This window comes from Enterococcus mundtii (assembly GCF_003957375.1).
GTDB classification, from domain to species: Bacteria; Bacillota; Bacilli; order Lactobacillales; family Enterococcaceae; genus Enterococcus_B; species Enterococcus_B spodopteracolus.
This window is the reverse complement of sequence record NZ_CP025473.1, coordinates 1,994,148-2,012,812: the sequence shown is the minus strand read 5'-3', so window position 1 is coordinate 2,012,812 and position 18,665 is coordinate 1,994,148. Positions and strand designations below refer to the sequence as shown.

The 18,665-nt window shown below is 38.8% G+C and carries 20 protein-coding genes and 2 pseudogenes; 15 read left to right on the top strand and 7 right to left on the bottom strand.

What is annotated here, in order from left to right; genetic code table 11:
- Positions 1-89: 89 nt before the first annotated feature.
- Positions 90-563 carry a threonine/serine exporter family protein gene (locus tag CYK55_RS09795; RefSeq protein ID WP_010734803.1) on the bottom strand — a complete coding sequence of 158 codons (474 nt, stop codon included), beginning with the start codon at positions 561-563 and terminating at the stop codon, positions 90-92.
- A 15-nt stretch (positions 564-578) separates the two neighbouring features.
- Entirely contained in the window at positions 579-1,331 is a 753-nt protein-coding gene (locus CYK55_RS09790; RefSeq protein ID WP_126134251.1) for a threonine/serine exporter family protein, read from the bottom strand.
- Positions 1,332-1,529: 198 nt separating this feature from the next.
- Between CYK55_RS09790 and CYK55_RS09785 the strand changes: the two genes are divergently transcribed.
- From CYK55_RS09785 to CYK55_RS13505, 8 genes are all read left to right on the top strand, one after another.
- Positions 1,530-1,919: a TetR/AcrR family transcriptional regulator gene (locus tag CYK55_RS09785; protein WP_034690806.1), complete on the top strand. Its 390-nt coding sequence runs from the start codon at positions 1,530-1,532 to the stop codon at positions 1,917-1,919.
- A gap of 3 nt (positions 1,920-1,922) precedes the next feature.
- Positions 1,923-2,303, top strand: coding sequence for a hypothetical protein (locus CYK55_RS09780; protein ID WP_126134250.1), 381 nt, complete (start codon positions 1,923-1,925; stop codon positions 2,301-2,303).
- Between the two features lie 283 nt (positions 2,304-2,586).
- The gene (locus tag CYK55_RS09775) at positions 2,587-3,306 is read left to right on the top strand and encodes a DNA/RNA non-specific endonuclease (protein ID WP_126134249.1); all 720 of its coding nucleotides are present in this window, start codon (positions 2,587-2,589) and stop codon (positions 3,304-3,306) included.
- 258 nt (positions 3,307-3,564) lie between these two features.
- Positions 3,565-3,831 carry an IreB family regulatory phosphoprotein gene (locus CYK55_RS09770; RefSeq protein ID WP_002290885.1) on the top strand — a complete coding sequence of 89 codons (267 nt, stop codon included), beginning with the start codon at positions 3,565-3,567 and terminating at the stop codon, positions 3,829-3,831.
- On the top strand, positions 3,828-4,259 hold the full coding sequence (gene ruvX / locus CYK55_RS09765; protein ID WP_034690801.1) for a Holliday junction resolvase RuvX: 432 nt from the start codon (positions 3,828-3,830) through the stop codon (positions 4,257-4,259). Before CYK55_RS09770 ends, ruvX begins: the two co-directional genes overlap by 4 nt.
- A 21-nt stretch (positions 4,260-4,280) precedes the next feature.
- Positions 4,281-4,586, top strand: coding sequence for a DUF1292 domain-containing protein (locus CYK55_RS09760; protein WP_010734809.1), 306 nt, complete (start codon positions 4,281-4,283; stop codon positions 4,584-4,586).
- A 252-nt stretch (positions 4,587-4,838) separates the two neighbouring features.
- Positions 4,839-5,015, top strand: a complete 177-nt coding sequence (locus CYK55_RS13510) for a hypothetical protein (RefSeq protein WP_164546246.1) — start codon at positions 4,839-4,841, stop codon at positions 5,013-5,015.
- A complete protein-coding gene (locus tag CYK55_RS13505) occupies positions 5,016-5,165 on the top strand; it encodes a hypothetical protein (RefSeq protein WP_164546245.1) in 150 nt (49 codons plus the stop codon).
- Positions 5,166-5,228: 63 nt separating this feature from the next.
- Here CYK55_RS13505 and CYK55_RS09755 read toward each other — a convergent pair whose 3' ends face one another.
- The 3 genes from CYK55_RS09755 to CYK55_RS09745 all read right to left on the bottom strand — a co-directional run bounded on the left by CYK55_RS09755 (position 5,229) and on the right by CYK55_RS09745 (position 10,030).
- The gene (locus CYK55_RS09755) at positions 5,229-6,551 is read right to left on the bottom strand and encodes a 2-hydroxycarboxylate transporter family protein (protein WP_126134248.1); all 1,323 of its coding nucleotides are present in this window, start codon (positions 6,549-6,551) and stop codon (positions 5,229-5,231) included.
- 238 nt (positions 6,552-6,789) lie between these two features.
- Positions 6,790-8,430, bottom strand: coding sequence for a malolactic enzyme (locus CYK55_RS09750; RefSeq protein ID WP_034687550.1), 1,641 nt, complete (start codon positions 8,428-8,430; stop codon positions 6,790-6,792).
- Positions 8,431-8,635: 205 nt separating this feature from the next.
- Entirely contained in the window at positions 8,636-10,030 is a 1,395-nt protein-coding gene (locus CYK55_RS09745; protein ID WP_126134436.1) for a PLP-dependent aminotransferase family protein, read from the bottom strand.
- A gap of 92 nt (positions 10,031-10,122) precedes the next feature.
- Here CYK55_RS09745 and CYK55_RS09740 point away from each other — a divergent pair, with 92 nt between their 5' ends.
- Positions 10,123-11,082 carry an ornithine cyclodeaminase family protein gene (locus CYK55_RS09740; RefSeq protein WP_126134247.1) on the top strand — a complete coding sequence of 320 codons (960 nt, stop codon included), beginning with the start codon at positions 10,123-10,125 and terminating at the stop codon, positions 11,080-11,082.
- A 7-nt stretch (positions 11,083-11,089) separates the two neighbouring features.
- Positions 11,090-11,871, top strand: a pseudogene (locus tag CYK55_RS09735) (PhzF family phenazine biosynthesis protein).
- A 202-nt stretch (positions 11,872-12,073) separates the two neighbouring features.
- Here the strand turns inward: CYK55_RS09735 and CYK55_RS09730 are convergent.
- Together CYK55_RS09730 and CYK55_RS09725 are read right to left on the bottom strand one after the other, a co-directional pair.
- Complete coding sequence (locus CYK55_RS09730; protein WP_126134246.1) at positions 12,074-13,177, bottom strand: alpha-hydroxy-acid oxidizing protein; 1,104 nt, start codon at positions 13,175-13,177, stop codon at positions 12,074-12,076.
- A 233-nt stretch (positions 13,178-13,410) separates the two neighbouring features.
- Positions 13,411-14,178 (bottom strand): DeoR/GlpR family DNA-binding transcription regulator, encoded by a 768-nt coding sequence (locus CYK55_RS09725; protein ID WP_034687541.1) that lies wholly within the window; start codon positions 14,176-14,178, stop codon positions 13,411-13,413.
- A gap of 169 nt (positions 14,179-14,347) precedes the next feature.
- Between CYK55_RS09725 and ulaG the strand changes: the two are divergent.
- The 5 genes and pseudogenes from ulaG (at position 14,348) to CYK55_RS09700 (ending at position 18,664) form a co-directional block, all read left to right on the top strand.
- Positions 14,348-15,407: pseudogene (ulaG, locus tag CYK55_RS09720) on the top strand (L-ascorbate 6-phosphate lactonase).
- Positions 15,408-15,578: 171 nt separating this feature from the next.
- Positions 15,579-16,034 carry a PTS sugar transporter subunit IIA gene (locus CYK55_RS09715; RefSeq protein ID WP_034687539.1) on the top strand — a complete coding sequence of 152 codons (456 nt, stop codon included), beginning with the start codon at positions 15,579-15,581 and terminating at the stop codon, positions 16,032-16,034.
- Between the two features lie 170 nt (positions 16,035-16,204).
- Positions 16,205-17,695, top strand: a complete 1,491-nt coding sequence (locus tag CYK55_RS09710) for a PTS ascorbate transporter subunit IIC (RefSeq protein ID WP_034687537.1) — start codon at positions 16,205-16,207, stop codon at positions 17,693-17,695.
- A gap of 15 nt (positions 17,696-17,710) precedes the next feature.
- Positions 17,711-18,022, top strand: coding sequence for a PTS sugar transporter subunit IIB (locus CYK55_RS09705; RefSeq protein ID WP_019722445.1), 312 nt, complete (start codon positions 17,711-17,713; stop codon positions 18,020-18,022).
- A complete protein-coding gene (locus tag CYK55_RS09700; RefSeq protein WP_010734823.1) occupies positions 18,023-18,664 on the top strand; it encodes a 3-keto-L-gulonate-6-phosphate decarboxylase UlaD in 642 nt (213 codons plus the stop codon).
- Position 18,665: the final 1 nt, after the last annotated feature.

Sequence of the window (18,665 nt, the reverse complement as noted above, 5' to 3'; positions counted from 1 at the left end):
GTTTCATCTCTTATCACTTTTTTCATTAAAGGTTACAAGAATCCCACAGTATGATTGCTCTGTACAAAAAAGATCAAAGCGAGAAACGCTCATTTTTTCTTTCTTCTCTTCAATACAATCGCTTCACGTTTCAGTTTAAAACTACGGATATTGTGGTTGAATACTTCTGATATTACTAGACCTAAGGCAATCGCTCCAGCGATCATGATCGCTTGAACAGTGAAAAATGCCGCATCTTGATAAGCACCTGTAACTAAACTGCGAACAGCTTGATAGGCTAATCCTCCAGGAACCAATGGTACCATACCGGGGATATTGAAAATCGTGACGGGCATTTTTAGTTGTTTAGAAAAAAGATCACTAGCAAACGCAACGCCTAATGAACCTAGTAATGAACCTAAAGCTGCACCGCCACCCATAGCTAGACACAACCAATAGATCATCCAACCTACGGCACCAGCTAAACCACACCAAACTAAGGCTTTCCTTGGCACATTAGTGATGATTGCAAAGGCAGCGGTTGCTAAAAAGCTAAAAGAAAATTGAATCAATACATGCCACATGGATAAATTCCTTTCTTAGTAGAAGATTTGAAAGATAAAGGCGATTGCAAAACCAATCATCGCCGCAGTCATCATCGCTTCTGCTCCACGAGAAACACCAGAAACGTAGTGCCCCGCTAATAGATCACGAATCGCGTTGGTGATTTGAACACCAGGAACCAACGGCATAACACAACCAATGATGATCAAATCCTGATTGAGACCGATTCCTAAACGCACACTTAAAATAGCGGCTATGCCGATAATCAAAGAGGAAAGGAATTCAGCTAAAAACTTGATTCTAAAAAAACGTAAACTGCACAGATAAACAATGTAGCCCACTCCCCCAATCGACAATGTGATCGGTAAATCTTTCAATTCGCCACCAAATAAAATCATGATCGTTCCGCTAATGATAGCAGCGCTGATGATTTGTAGCCATACTGGGAACATCCGGCGGTCTTTCTCAACTTCTTGTAATGCGCTATATAGTTCTTCCAAAGTCAATTCATTGGCAACATATTTTCTTGAAAGGTTATTGACCTTGACTACTCTTTCTAAATTGATCGTTCGATTGGTGATTTGTTCCATGCGGATCGTCGAAGTCCGATCAAATCCGATAAATAGTCCTGTTTGGGTCACGTAGCTAACTAAGCGATAATTTCCAGAAGCAGAAGCGATCCGACTCATCGTATCTTCTACACGGTACATCTCTGCATTACTTTCCGTCATTATTTTTCCCGCCAATAAACAGGTATTAAGCAATAAATCTAAATCTTTTTCTGGCATGGCATTTTCTCCAATAGTTGTTTTCTTGTATTTATTTTACTACAAACAAATTGGAAAACGTAGAAAAAGAAAACTTGAATCTCAAAAATAAGCAGTGAAAGGTAAAATAAGATCCAAGTGTTCAATCAACATTTTAAATAAATCAAGCTTTCTAGTTAATTATTGACCAATCGTTCAATAATATGGCATAATCAAGTTATGGGAAGAACGAGAGAATTTAATGAAGAGAAAGTTTTATTAGAATCGGCCAAAGTTTTTGCCAAAAATGGGTATGCAGGGACGTCGATTAGTCAATTGGTAAAAGCGACTGGTTTGCTTCGAGGAAGTTTATACTCTGCTTATTATAGTAAAGCTGGTTTATTTACGACTTGCTTTAACTATATAGCTGAATATGAAGTGACTGATAATGGGTTATTGATTGATTTGTTAATCATTGCATTACTAGAACGTACGGCGGATGACAACGAGGTAAAAAGGATCGCGCAGAAAGTAATCGCTGCTTTAGAGCAGAAAAACGTGGCTTCGATTGAAACGATCATTGCTGATCGAATCATGCATCGGGCGAATCTTACGGACAGGGGGAAGTAGAAAATGGCTAAAGTTGAAATCCAAAATGATCGATTGATTATCAGTATGGAGGGCGTACGAAAACTGTGGGCATTGAAAAATGAAATATCCACACCATTATCCAATGTATTAGGCGCAACTGTGGATGCCGATGTCTGGGAAGATACACCGAAATTTGGCGAAAAAAGAATGGGTGTTGATGCCTATGGATATTATTTTGCCGGAACATTCGTCCAAGATTCAGATAAGGTTTTTTATGATCTCAAAAGAAAAGAAAACGGAGTCGTTATCACACTCAAAGATGAAGAATTCAATCGTCTCATCATTGGAGTAGAAGACCCACAAGCAACAGTCGAAATGATTGAACAGGCAATGAACAAAGCAAGCTTTGTAAAAGAAACTTGAAATAAGAATAGATGTTGAGAGCCTAATTGTCCGATCAAAAAAAGTATTCACTTGGTGATAGAATTGATAAGAAGATCAATCGAATAGAGTGATGAAGTTTTAGTAACAACCTAGATTTCCTTTCACGTGGAAATTTAGGTTGTTTATTTTAGGAAATAGACTGAAAATGCGTATATAATTTTTGAAGAAGGAATTGTTGAAAGAATTTAAATACTTCTTTATTTAAAAAAAGGGGAACGTATGTTAAGATTTATGGAGTTCGACTGAATAAAGGAGTAGATACATGAACAAAAAAACAACAAAAACAATCATAGGTGTCGCAGTTGCTCTTTTAGCAGGTGCATTAGGAATTTCAACGACGCAAAAAGAGTCTGATCTCGTTCAACAGCTGACAGGTCTATTTGATTCTAAACCTCAAGTCTCACAAGTGGCGAATGTTCCAGAATACGACGGCATGCACCAAGAAATCGAAATCAATCAAAATAAACCGACTTTTACAAAAGAAGAACTGAGCTTAGAAAAAGGAACATGGGAAAGTTATTCCGATATCGATCGATTGAATCGTGTAGGTCAAGCCAATGCCATGTTAGGAAAAAAGATGTTTCCTAAAGAAAAACGTGAGTCTCTTTATATCGATCCGACAGGTTGGAAACAAAAAAAATTGAGTGACGGACAATGGCTTTATAATCGAAGCCACTTGATAGGTTTTCAGCTAACTGGTCAAAACAATAACATCAAAAATTTGATGACAGGGACTCGTTCGTTGAATACCCCTCATATGCTGGCACATGAAAACGATATTGCAGCATACATCAAAGAAACCAATCATCACGTTCGCTATCGGGTAACACCACATTTTGAAGGAGAAGAACTAGTAGCACGAGGTGTTCAATTAGAAGCCCAAAGCATTGAAGATAACCAAATCTCATTCAATGTATTTATCTATAATGTGCAAGACGGTTATACGATCAACTATCACACGGGGCAAGCAAAGAAAACATGATCCATAGGCGTTCGTTATTTGAATATTTTGTGAATTTTTTGAAAAAACAGAGAAAAGACTTATTTTTGATTAAATATCACGTATACTGTAAGAAAGTGTACTCATAAATGTTGGAATCGATACAATCAAATAAGAAATCATTATTATTTTTATATTTCCAGCGAAGTTGGAATATTTATTTGTAGTTTTACCACATTTCGAGTAAAATAAAGGGTGTAGAGGGTAATTTGACTACCCTGCGGAAAGAGGTGTAGAATCATGGGTTTTACAGATGAAACCGTACGTTTTGGTTTTGATGATAGTCGTAAAAAAGAAGTCAGCGAAACATTAGCGATCGTTTATCGGGCTTTGGAAGAAAAAGGCTACAATCCAATCAACCAGATTGTGGGCTACTTGCTTTCTGGAGACCCGGCCTACATTCCTCGTTATCGTGATGCAAGGAATCTGATCCGTCGTCATGAACGCGATGAAATCATGGAAGTGATCGTCAAAGACTATCTCTCAAATCATGGAGTGAATCTATGAGAGTGATGGGCTTGGATGTTGGCTCAAAGACTGTAGGTGTCGCTGTTAGTGATCCTTTTGGCTGGACTGCACAAGGCGTAGAGATCATTCGTATCAATGAAGATAAAGAAGAATTTGGATTTGAACGATTGGCAGAACTGGTCAAACAGTACGAAGTAGATCGTTTTGTTGTAGGTTTGCCGAAAAACATGAATAATTCAATCGGTCCGAGAGCAGAAAGCTCAATGGCTTATGGAGAAAAGATCAAAGAAATGTTTTCTCTACCAGTCGACTATCAAGATGAACGACTGACTACCGTACAAGCAGAACGCATGTTGGTCGAACAGGCAAATACGTCAAGAGCAAAAAGAAAAAAAGTCATCGATAAGCTTGCTGCGGTGATGATTTTACAAAATTATTTAGATGGTTCGGGAAAACAACTATTTTAAAAAATGAAAAGAGGGGTTCTAATGGCAGAACACAATCATACACATGATCATGAAGGACATGAACATATCACATTGGTCGATGATCAAGGAAATGAAACATTATACGAAATCTTGTTAACAGTCGATGGACAAGAAGAATTTGGTCGTAACTACGTATTGCTTTATCCAGCCGGCGTACCGGAAGATGAAGATGTAGAATTACAAGCCTATGCCTACGTTGAAAACGAAGACGGAACAGAAGGCGAATTAGAACAAATCGAAACAGATGCTGAATGGGATATGATCGAAGAGGTCTTCAATACATTCATGGCGGAAGAAGAAGAATAGGATTAAAATAGCGGAGAAACCTTGAAATGACAAGGTTTCTCTTTTTTATCATTCTTTTAATCAAGAAATTGACCATGTTTATTTCCATAGAACAAATCATACTATCCTTAGCATAGTACATAACCTTAGAGATGAAAGGAAGAACAAAATGGTAAGAACTGCTTGAATGGAGGATGCAGAAACCATAAATAAGCTAAATAAGGAAGAACTAGGGGATGAGATGCCACTTTCGGAAACAACGGAGCCATTAAAATGCATCTTGGCACAGCCAGAGATCTATGTCTTGGTGTTTATGAGGAAGAAGGGACGAGGAAAGTATTAGGATATGTCCATACCCAAAAGTATGCAACATTGTTAAGTCCAACGTTGATCAATATTTTAGCATTAGCAGTTTCTTCAAAAGCGCAACATCAAGGAATTGTCAGATGATTGATGGAGAGTGTTGAGAAGCAAGGAAAAAAACGTGGCTACTTTGATGTTCGACTAAACTCTGGCAAACATCGAAACGAAGCACACCGTTTTTATGAACGTATCGACTATCATTCAACCAAATGGCAAAAACAATTTCTAAATGAATGATGAAGGTCATCACAAAAAAACTTCTCGAATAATGATCGAGAAGTTTTTTTACATTTATTCGAATTAAGAAAATAGTTGCATCAAAAATCCGGAAATGATCAAGACGATCGCTCCACCTAAACGATTGCCCATTTGAGCAAAAGCAATCAACTCCATGCGGTTTGCTGCGGATAAGACGGCAACATTTCCTGTGCCACCCATTGAATTGTTACATAATCCTGCTGTAATCGTTGATTCGATCGGATAAAGTCCAAATAGACGACCAACAAATGCTGAGACAAGTGAGATGACGATGACACTTGTTAAGCAGAGTACGACGAATTGCCATGTTAAAGCAGAAGCTAAAACATTCAAGTTCAATAAAGCAATCCCGATACCTGCTAAAACAGCTGCCGTTAAGTTTTTAACAATCAAGTTATTGAACATGATCGCTGCATCTTCGTAGTATTCAGGAAGAACATTGGTGATTTTACAGATGACCACAATAATGATCATGAAAGCATAAGCATGAACTTTTGGTACAAAGAAATTACAGATTTGCCCAAGAATAAAGAATGTGATCGAGACCATTAAACCAACACCTAATTGAGGGATAGAAGGTTTCACATTGCGTGGTTTGCCGTCACCTAGATCGCCTTTTTCCATCAGTTTCCCATTACCATTCAATTTTGGCATGGATTGTCCAGCACGAGCCACTAAAGCGGCTCCGATAATGGCTAGCACGTTTGTCATTGCAGTTGCAGGAATCAAACGTGAAATAATGGCAGAAGCATCTGTTCCTAAGACGTTTGCATAAATAGTTGATAGTGGAACAGCGCCAGCACCTACACCACCAGCCATGGCAGGTAAAGAAATGTATAATACGGAATTAGCGAAGCCATTCCCAATCAACATTCCCACAAGTCCAACTGCAAAAAATGAAACAACCATAGAAATAAGTGCAACAGGGATAAAACGAACGGAAGCCTTCATCAATAATTTGCGGTTCATTCCTAGAATACTTCCGGTAATCAAAGCAGCGATATAAAAGTCTAAAAAGCCCATATTATTAACAAAGTTTTCAGTTGATTTCACAACATAATCAGGTAAAATACCAAAGGTTGCGATAGCTGCGGAAGCGAAGATCGCAAAAACAGAGCCACCACCTAAATAACTTTTGACGATTGGGATTTTTGTCCCGATAAAATGGAATAGATTCCCAAAAATGACGAGTACGGCGATAGGACCGATCATATTTGTTGGTAATTTACCTAATGCCATCGCAATGATCAAAACGAGAACCATGATCAAATAGATAGGTAAACTGACCCCACTGATTTTTGTTTCCCAAAAACCTTCTTTGTTTGTCTTAACGACTGTAGAAGTCGTTTGTTCTTGATCTAACATCCTTACAGATCCTTTCCTTGATTAACGTAAGAGGAGTTCCCTATTAGTTGGAAAATAATTTAAAGCTATTCCTCAACTCGCTCCAGTATTTCTTAGCAAAAAACACCCCTTGGATCAATTCGTTGAAATGAACGAATGATCCAAGGCCTCGATGTTTACCATACGTATTTTTACTTTAAGTCTCGTTTTGCTCAGAACTGTTTTAGTAACGAATTATTGTGAAAGAGACTAGTGTGAGTTAAGCTTCTAAATCTTGATATTCAGGCACCCATTTAGCTGCTTCGACAGCTGCTTTAATGTCAGTGATTTCTTCACGGTTCAATTGTTGATCCACGACAGATTGAGCGACTGTTTCAGCAATCGTTTGTGAGAATTCAGTGATTCTTGCAACAGGTGGTAAAATAGCTGCCCCTGGTTTTGTGACATCAACGATCCCACCTAATGCACGACTTGCTTGTGAGATGATCTCAGCGTTGACACGAGTAGCTGTTGAAGCAATCAAGCCAAGTCCTAATCCTGGATACATCAATGCGTTGTTTGCTTGTCCGATTTGATAAGTCACGCCATTGTATTCCACATCATCCGCAGGGATACCTGTTCCGACTAATGCTTTTCCATCTGTCCATTCAATCAAATCTTTTGCTTTTGCTTCTGCTAATTTTGTTGGGTTAGACAAAGGCATGATGATTGGTCGTGGTGTATGGCTAGCCATTTCTTTGACGATTTCTTCTGTGAATGCTCCTGGTTGAGTAGATGTACCAATCATGATTGTTGGGTGAATTGCTTTGACAACAGCTTCTAAATTAGTCAATTCTTCACTATTGGCAAATTCTGAACGTTTACGTGCAAAAGGAATTTGTCCAGGCGTCAAGCCTTCAGTATCTTCGAACAATAGTCCTTGTTTATCCACTTGATAGAAGTGTTTACGTGCTTCTTCTTCTGGTACACCTTGACGGATCATTTCATCTAATAAGATATTCGCAATGCCGACTCCAGCCGTTCCCGCTCCAAATGTTAGGATCGTTTGATCTTTCAAAGATTCACCAGAAATATTCAATCCGCCAAGTACGCCAGCTAGTACGACGATCCCTGTTCCTTGGATGTCATCATTGAATGTTGTGATTTTGTCTTCATATTTTTCTAAGATCGTTGCGGCATTGCCACGACCAAAGTCTTCCCAGTGTAACAATAATTCAGGAAACAGCTCTGTAGCGGATGAAACAAATTGGTCGATGAATTCATAGTAAGACTCACCTTCGACACGTGCGTGTTTGTTTCCTAGATATAACGGATTATTCAATAACTCTTCATTGTTTGTACCAGCATCGATCGATACAGGTAATACTTGCGCTGGATTGATACCAGCAGCTGCAGTATAAACCATTAGTTTTCCAATTGCGATGTCAACGCCATTGACTCCCCAGTCACCCATACCAAGGATTCCTTCTGCATCTGTAACAACGATCAAGCGAATATCACGACCAGCTGCGGCGTTTTTCAAGCTTTCTTTGATCAATTCTGGTTCATCGATCGAAAGAAATGCAGCATCTTGTGGTTTTAAGAAAATTTCATTGTATTGTTCGATTGCATCTGCAACTACTGGATCATATACTACCGGCATAAATTCTACTAAATGTTGTCCCATCAATTTATAGAAAAGTGTGCGGTTTGTATTGAATAAGTTCATTAAGAAAATACGTTTTTCTAAATCAGTTTGTTTGCTTAGGTATTGGCCATATGCTTGCACAGATTGTTGTTCTAATGTTTGGACTGTGCTAGGAAGCATTCCGGTAATCCCATATTTTTTACGTTCTTCTTTTGTAAAAGCTGTTCCTTTATTTAAAAATGGATCATTTAGTAAGTTTAACCCTGTTAGCATGAATGATTCCTCCTAAGTTTTAATACATACGAAGTATAGGATTCACTAAGGGCTATAGTCAAAATAGGTAGTTGTGATAAATTTTATTTATATGACGAAAGAAAAAAGAGGAGCCTATGATTAAAAATAGGCTCCTCTTCGATGGGGTTCGAGTAGTTAAAAACAAAAAGAATGAGTTGGATCGTTTTGATTTTTATGTGATAAGTCACCGTTGAAAGTACACGATTTCTTTCTTGACGATTTCAAGTCCTTTCGTTAATACTTCTAATGGATTAGAGGATAAAGCAATTCGAATAAAAGGATCATGTTGCGGTTGTGTCGTAAAACGATGTGAATGATAGACACGAATCCCTTTATTTAAAAAAGCTTGTTCAATCGTTTCTGGAGACAGATCATTTCGAACAGGGAGATTTCGATAAAAAGGAAGTGGATTAGTCGGTCGAGGCAAGTTGAAAAGTGTATCGAATCGTTCATTTGCTTGTTTTGTATAGTTGGATTTTGTTTCGAGTATGTCCTGTGCGGTTTCTGAACATAAGATTTGCATGACAATCTCAGCATCTAAACTTGAGGTTTTGACATTGATATTGAAAATCGCCTGTTGGATGTTTTGTTTGTACTTTGCGGGAAATACTAGAAAAGCAACACGCATGCCTGCACAAATAAACTTGGTCATTCCGGCAAGATAAATGGTTTGTTCAGGAAGTAACTGCTGGAATGAGGGAAAGGGTGTTTTTTGATTATAGGTAGTCAAAAAAGAATGGATGTCGTCTTCGATCACGATCAATTGTTGCTTTGTAATGACTTCTTTTAGCTGTTGTCTCCGTTTTACAGATAGTTGAAACCCAATAGGATTGTTACATGAAGGCATCAGAAAAATACCGTGGATTTCTTTTTTCCGACATTCTTGTTCAAGTAATTCGGGAAGCATACCCTCCGCATCAAAATCAATCGGCACGATTTCCATATGGTAAAGGTGAGCAAGCTCAATGAAATTCGAATAAGTATAGCGATCGACTGCCAAACGATCTCCTGGAGAAAACAAAGCAGCTAGCGTGATCGCCAAGCCGTTTTGGACACCTGAAACAATAGCAATCTGTTCCCTTGAAGCATAGACACCTTGTGTTTCCAACCATTTTTTGGCAATCGTCAATTGATAGGTTGTCCCTAATGGTTCACGGTAGCTAAGAAGTCCGTTAGTCGCATGATTTTGTGAAACAGCTTGAATAAAAGGAGTGATCATTTCGTTGCATTCATCAAATGAACTGACTAACCCAAAATCAATGACATGATCAGGTACTTGATCAGAAGAAATAGTGATGGAGGTAAACGCATTTGGGGAAACAAATGTCCCACTCCCGATACTTGTATAGAGTAACCCTTTTTCTAGACCCAACTTATAAGCTTGACCAACTGTTGTGAAATTGATGTCTAAGAAGTCAGCTAGTTCTCTTTGGGAAGGTAACCTTGTATTTTTTTGTAATTTATTTGATAAGATGTCAGCTTCTAACTGCGTGACAAGTGATTGGTAGATTGGGCGATGTAACTTTTTTTTATCTGGACGCCAAGTCAGTGGATAATTCTCATAAGAGTTGATCGACATACTCGTTCCTTCTTTCAAAAATTGTATTCCATACAATTATATCATTGAATGTATTGTTTTCGGACGCTAGTATAGAAAAAAGGAGGAGAAATATGCAAATCATCGATAGTCAAGAAGTCAACACCCATTTTAGTTTTAAAGAAGCAATCAAAGTAATGGAACAGTGTTTTGGAGATTTTCAAATGGGAAAGATTTCTCAAGAGAAGCGAATGGTCCAACAATTACCAGATGGCGAGAAACAAAATGTGTTTGCGATGATGCCCGCTTATTTGGGAAGAAATCGGTATTTTGGTTCAAAAATCATCACGGCTTTTCCAAGCAATCACAAACAAAACCTACCATCACATTTAGGTGAAATCATACTCTTCGATTCAAAAAACGGGCAACCCGTCGCGATGATCGATGCGAATGCCGTGACTTGGATACGAACAGCAGCAGTTTCAGCATTAGCAACAGATTACCTAGCAAAGCCATCAGCAGATACACTCACATTGATTGGAACTGGACAACAAGCAGTTTCACATCTAGCCGCAATTACCTGTGTCCGAAAGATTCACCGTGTGTATGTCTATGATTTAGATGAAACACGACGAAAACAATTTATCCTAGAACAGCAAAATAATTATCCAAAACTGCGTTTTATTGATTGTTCGACATTAGTTGAAGCAACTATGGAAGCAGATATTATCTGTACTTTAACACCTAGTAAACATGCTTTTTTATCAAAAAAAGAGGTGAAATCTGGCGCACATATCAATGCAATCGGAACATTTACACCAGATACTCGTGAATTAACAAGTGATTTGATGGCCTCTGGACAACTGTATGTAGATGATTACCAAGCGGTCAAAAGGGAAAGTGGCGACTATTTGATTCCCTTGTCAGAAGGGAAAATTGATCAGACAAACCTCCTCGGTTCTCTAGGTGAATTAGTCACCCATCAGAAAACAGGGCGTACAGAAGAACGAGTGATCACGATCTTTGATGCAGTTGGCTTAGCAGTGGAAGATTTATGTTGTGCCGAATATATTTATCAAAAAGTAAAGGAGTAGTTTATAAATGAATTTACCCTATTATGTAGTTGACGCCTTCACCAATGAAGTGTTCAAAGGAAATCCTGCTGCGGTCTTTGTGTTAGATGAATGGCTACCTGATGATACCATGCAAAAAATCGCCATCGAAAATAACCTATCCGAAACCGCCTTTACCGTTAGAAAAGAGAAAGGTTATGAATTACGTTGGTTTACCCCTGATCGTGAAATCGACTTATGTGGTCATGCGACTTTGGCAACCGCATTTGTATTGTTTTACTTTTATGGTATCAGTGAATCCAAGATTTCATTTTCAACACAAAGTGGGAACCTATTTGTCACAAAAAAAGAGCAAAAATATGCGATGGATTTTCCAAGTATTTTACCGCAACCAATTGCTATATTACCAGAATATGAACAAGCAATCGGCAAAAAAATAAAAGAGGCTTATCTGGCAAGGGACTTATTTTTTGTTTTGGAAGACGAAGAGACAGTGGCAAAGCTAACGCCTGATTATACTGCAATGAGGGAATTAGAAGAAGGCGTCGGCGTGATTGTCACAGCTGAAGGAAAGAACGAAGATTTTGTTTCTAGGACCTTTTTCCCAAAACTAACGATCAATGAAGATCCAGTGTGTGGCTCGGCACATGCGAATTTGATTCCTTACTGGGCACAAAAGCTTGGAAAGGATGACTTGGTTGCTCAACAACTTTCTGCCAGAGGGGGGGCTTGACTTGCGAGTGGTTAGGTGAACGCGTGATGATCAGTGGCGAAGCAACCTTGTTTGCACAAGGTGAAGCGTACATTTAGAAAATCCATCCAAACAGGTAGTATATAGAGTGCAATAAATAGCATACAGTTCTGAAAAATAAGCCAGAAGCCCCGAAATTTGTTCAAATTTTTGGGGCTTCTGACTTATTTTTAAAGGCTTTTTTTGATGTTCGTTTATTTGGATTCAAAAGTGCGAGATAACTATGGGAACTGTACTTGTTTTATTTGAGATTTTCTCAATTTAGAAGAAACGATTTTCCCGTAATGTCACATTTTTGATATCTTCGATGGTTTGTGTCCCAGCTAATTGCATGACCATTTCTAATTCTTTTTTGAAGAAGTCGAATACTCGTTTGATACCTGTACTTCCACCGAGAGCTAAACCGTAAATGGCAGGACGACCGATCGCGACTAAATCGGCACCAGAAGCGATGGCTTTAAAGACATGCTGACCACGACGAACACCACTATCAAAGATGATAGGGACACGTTTGTCGACGGCTTCTGCTACATATTTCAAAGAATCAAAGGCTGCTGGCCCACCATCTAATTGACGACCGCCATGATTCGATACCCAGATGCCATTTGCTCCCGCATCTAATGAACGATAAACATCGTCTTCTGATTGCACACCTTTTACATAAACGGGTAAGTCAGAATGAGTAGCAATAAATTCCACATCTTTTGGACTTAACTTTTGTTTGGAGGATTTATAAACTGCGTCCATCGTTTGTCCGACCCCTGATTGATAGGCTTGAACGATCGGCATTGGCAAAGGAAAAGTGAAACCATTGCGAAGGTCGTTTTCTCGATTACCACCAACGGTTGCATCAGCTGTCAAAACGATTGCTTTTGCGCCATTACGTTTGGCCATCTCAAGAATATCTAAATTGATCCCATTGTCTTTACTCATGTAAAACTGGAACCATTGTGGTGCGTCTGGCCCACCGGCCTCGCGGATTTCTTCTAATGTACATGAAGCGTAAGAACTCGCCGTATAAATCGTATGAAAATCGGCAACTCCTTTAGCTGAAGCTTTTTCTGCATGTGTATGAGCTAAACCATGAGCTGCAATAGGCGCCATAATGATTGGCGCAGTTAATGTTTCTTGGTCAAAGCAAGTCGTTGTATCTGGAATTTCTACGTCTTTTAAAACATGAGGAATAATCAATTGATGATTGAATGATTGCACGTTTTCTTGATACGTAAAGAGATCTCCAGCGCCACTACTGATATAGCCATATCCGCCAGTAGGAATCACTTGAGCTGCCGCCATTTCTAGATCTTCTGTATTGATAAAACTGATTTGCCCTTCTTGTGAGCCAGCTTGATAAATCATTTCCATAAAACAAACCTTCTTTCGTAGTATCGATCAATAACTAATATTAAATTTGTCAGCGGTTACATTTTTTATACTACGCCTTGTTTTTAAAACAGGCAAATAATCTGTTTTATTTTATTTAACTGAACAAAGAGTTACTGCTATGCAAGAGTATAATCACGCTTTGAATACTTAACTAAAGGAAGAAAATCGAATGATAGCTGTTTTTTATCTGTTAGCAATTTTGGTGATTTTTTTTACAAACTTACTCGAATAACAGTGACACCTCGTTGTTCGATTTTTTTGGCAAGTTTAGGTGAACAATGCTGATCGGTGATCAAATAATCAAAGGCTGAGATATCGGCAATCTTAAACTGTGAAGTCCGGCCAATCTTACGATGGTCTGCAACAAGGATACGACATTTGATACTCTTTTTGATCATCCATTCGTTGATTTTAGATTCGTTTAAAATTTTTGTCGTCACACCATTCTCTAAATCTATTCCGCTACATCCAATAATACAGACATCTGCATTCATATCTGCTAATGTGCGAGCGGCAATATCTCCCACCAAGATTTCTTTCGGTACGCGTAATTCGCCACCAGTGAGAATATACGTATAATTTCCTTGTCTGACACAAGAAACGACCTTTAAATTATTCGTTACGACAGTGACGTGATTAGATTCTAAATAATCGAGTGTAGCTAATGCAGTGGAACTTGAATTGATAAATACTGTGGCATAGTCTCCAATATATTGACTAGCACAACGAGCAATTTGATGTTTGATCCATGTTGGTCCTGAAAGATCGAAATTTGTTTGATTGTCATAATTGAAGAGACAATAGCCATGTTCACGAATAATCTCATTTTTTTCTTCTAATAATCTAAGGTCTCGACGAATGGTGCTGAGTGATACGTGAAGCTTTTCAGACAGTTCAATCGTGGTCATTTGTGTGTACCGTTGTAATAGATCAAGAATTTCATTACGTCTTTTTTTAATCGTCAACAGAGAATTTTTCATTGTTATCCTTCCTTTTCAATCAATTTTTCTCTATATGACTAATTATAACTAAACGAGCATAAAAAAATGGAAACGATCACATAAAGTAATAACAGTCATATAAAGCTATTCCAATCATTTTGATAGCGCTTTATCATTTGTATATACCTAAAAAAGAGGAGGATGGCACATGAATTTAACAGAAGTAACAAAGGAAAGTTGGTTGCGTTCGACTTTTCCAGAATGGGGAACCTATCTGAACGAAGAAATCGAAATGGAACAAGTAAAAGAAAAAAGCGTATCTATCTGGTGGCTAGGATGTACAGGTATATGGCTAAAGTCAAATGAAGGTACAAATATCCTTTGTGACTTATGGTGTGGGACAGGAAAACGAACACACGGGAATGGACAGATGAAAAAAGGCCACCAGATGATGCGTATGAGCGGTACAGAAAAGATGCAACCGAATTTACGAACGCAACCTTTTGTGATCGATCCATTTGCAATCAAAAATGTGGATGCATTAGTGGTGACACATATCCATTCCGATCATCTGGATATCCACACTGCCGCTGCTGTTCATCAAAATTGTCCGGAGGCTCTATTTATTGGCCCCAAAGCAGTAGTGGAAACATGGCTCTCTTGGGGATACCAAAAGAAAAGACCCAAGTAGTCAAACCCGGCGATATCGCTTTGATCAATGAAGTAGAGATCGTTGCGCTGGAAGCCTTTGATCGGACGGCACTGATCACACATGATGATCCTCATGTGCAATTAAAAGATCAGTTACCACAAGAAATGGATACGATCGCTGTCAATTATCTTTTCAAAACATCAGGAGGGACGATCTACCATGCAGGGGATTCGCATTATTCCAACCTCTTTGCCAAACATGGCAATGAACATCAAATTGATGTTTGTCTAGGTGCATATGGTGAAAATCCGCGTGGTATCACTGATAAGATGACCGCCAGTGATTTGTTGAGAATGGCAGAATCGTTAAGAGCTCAAGTAGTGATCCCAGTCCATTATGATATTTGGTCAAATTTTATGGCTGACCCTAGCGAGATCACTCAATTATGGCGCATGAAAAAAGATCGATTGGCTTATCAGTTTTCCCCTTATATTTGGCAAGTGGGGGGAAATATACGTATCCAGATAATAGACAAGACTTGGCATTCAATTTCGATCGTGGCTTCCATGATGTCTTCGCCCAAGAAAATGATACGCCGTTTCCATCATTTTTGTAGGAGCCCAAGAGATATATGACAATAAATCAGCTGAACTGAGAATTTTATAACGAAAAGCAAAAGCGAGGAGGGAGAACGTATCAAAGCAAGGGAACGTAAGACAAAGTCATCTCTTGATAAGGATGCGCTATTGTCAAACAACGGGTTGCCTGCTTGATACTGTTTGTAAATATGTTGAGATATTTCTATGAGAATGACTTAGTCAATTATGTAGAAACTACGATAAATGATTGGCGAGTAGCAATCGAGGAGAGCAGTCGTCACTTATTAGAAAAAAGAATCATTGATCATATATATGTAGAAGAAATGATCCGCAATGTCGAAGAACATGGGGCATATATCCTGATCGCCCCGCACGTTGCGATGCCTCATGCCATGCAAGGTGGCTCACATGTTTTCGATACGACGATTTCATTTACCAAAATGAACGTGCCAGTTCCCTTTGAAGAAGGGGCAAAGTCTGCCAGCCTTTTCTTCACCTTAGCAGCTAAAGAGCCAAAGCAGCACTTAGAAAATATTCAATCATTATCAGAATTACTGATGCAAGATGGGTTGATCGAAGAATTACTTGCGACAGAAACAATCGAAGATTATCAAAGGATCATGGACAAATACGAGCCAATATAGGTAAAAGTAGTCTTTTGCTTGCTAGTTATGGTCAGTGAGGACCATAACTAGCAAGCAAATAGATACAAAAGATAAAAAAATACGATGTAAGGGAGGGAGTCCGTTTACATGAAAACCATGATATCTGGCATCTTTTGAGGATTTGTTCTGGTTTTTGGTAACGGAAAAATATGGGAGCTATCTTGATGGAGATATGGACGTATTTTGCGACAAATATTTTAACGCAGCCGGCTTATTTGATCGGTTTGATTGTTTTATTAGGGTATCTACTTCTTGGCCGACCATTATACGAATGTATAGCTGGATTTTTGAAAGCCACTGTAGGTTATCTGATTTTAGCTGTTGGTTCAGGTGGATTAGTAAACAATTTCCGACCGATCTTAGTTGGTTTGAAAGATCGCTTTGATCTTGAGGCGATGGTGACTGATCCTTATTTTGGCCAAAATGCTGTAGATGCAGGATTGATGGAGACTTTTGGGCGAACATTCAGTGATGTGATGATTTTATTATTGATTGCATTTGTGTTGAATATCCTGTTAGTTCGTTTTCAAAAATATACGAAGTTGCGAGCTGTTTTTACGACAGGAAATGTCCAGATCCAGCAAGCAGCTACAGCTTTTTGGATCTTACTTTTCTGTTTTCCTGAATTAGGAAGAGTAGAAGTATTAGTATTTATGGGAATCATTTTAGGGTGTTACTGGGCAGTTGCTTCTAATTTAACTGTTGGTGTGACACAAGAATTGACAGACGGAGCTGGTTTTGCGATTGCGCACCAACAGATGTTTGGAGTGTACCTATTTTCTACTTTAGCAAAGTGGTGGCAAAAGAGTAGTCGTAAAAAAAGTGGGAATAGAAAAGTTGATAAAAAGCTTGAAGATATGGAGCTTCCGGGTTTCTTATCCATTTTCAACGAAAATATGGTGGCGACTTCTTTATTGATGCTGTTCTTCTTTGGCATCATCTTATTAGTATTAGGACAGGAGTACTTGATTGAGGCAGAATTTATGGTGGCAGGCCAAAGTTTTCTATTCTACGTACTGACCACTTCTTTGAATTTTGCTGTGTATTTAGCCATTTTACAACTTGGTGTCCGGACCTTTGTGGACGAGTTGACACAATCTTTCCAAGGAATCTCAAATACTATTTTACCAGGAGCTGTGCCAGGGATCGATGTGGCTGCAACTTTTGGCTTTGGATCACCAAATGCAGTCACGATCGGGTTTTTATTTGGTGCATTAGGACAATTCTTGATGATCATCTTATTGATCGTCTTCCGATCACCAACGATCGTGATCGCTGGATTTATCCCACTATTTTTTGACAATGCGGTCATCGCTGTGTTCTCAAATAATCGTGGTGGATTCAAGGCAGCATGTTTGTTCCCTTTTTTATCTGGGCTGATCCAAGTCGGTGGTTCTGCAATCTTTGCGACATGGATCGGGTTATCTAGTTACGGAGGGTATATTGGTATGTTTGATTGGGCGACTGCTTGGCCAGTCTTTACTGTTTTGATGAAATTTTTTGGTTATGCTGGTGTTGCACTAGTGGTCGTCGGTTTGTTGCTAATTCCGCAACTACAATATCGAAAAAATCCAGAAGGATATTTTTTGATTGTGGAGGATTATCAAAAATATAAAGAGAAGTTTGGAGACAGTAATTAATAGGAGGGAAAGTAAATGAGAATTTTAGTTTCATGTGCCAATGGTTCTGGTACAAGTTTAATGATGATGCGTAGTGTAGAAAAGGCAATGAGAGAATTAAATATTACAGTGAGTAAAATCCATCATTGCCCGATCTCTGAAGGAAAAAGTTCAGCCAGTCAATATGATGTTGTCTTTACGCCACTCAATTTTATGCCGATGTTCATGCAAGCAATTGAGCGAGGTGTGACGGTCGTGGGGATCAAAAATGTGATGTCACCTACTGAAATCTGTGAGAAATTCAAAGAAACAACAATGTACAAAGAATTGAAATCAAAGGAGAATTAGATGAAACGACCAAAATTACAAATTGCTCTGGATCATAACACGTTAGCGTCTGCGTTGGCAGATGTGAAAAAAATAGGAGAAATCGTCGATGTGATCGAAGTAGGCACCATTCTTTGTCTTCAAGAAGGAAGCAAACCAATCGAATGTATGAGAAAAATGTTTCCAGAAAAAACGATCGTTGCGGATACAAAATGTGCTGACGCAGGAGAAACTGTGGCTGGGAATGTAGCGCAGGCTGGAGCAGATTTCATGACAGTGATCTGCTGTGCCTCTCTTGCTACCATGCAAGCCGCACAAAAGAAAGTCAAAGCGCTTCAAGTAGAACTATACGGAGAATGGACGATGGAACAAGCAAAAAAATGGCGAGAAATTGGGATTTCTCAGGTCGTCTATCATCAAAGTAGGGATGCCTTGTTAGCTGGAGAAGTTTGGGGAGAAAAGGATCTGAAGCTAGTCCAACAATTGATCGATTTAGGTTTTCAAGTATCAGTAACTGGTGGGCTGTCAATTTCAACGTTAGCCTTGTTCCAAGGGATGCCGATCTTTCATTTTATTGTCGGTCGAGGATTGACGGCGTGTGCAGATCCTATCATACAAGCTCAAGCATTCCAAAAGGAGATCAAGCGACTGTGGGGAGAATGAG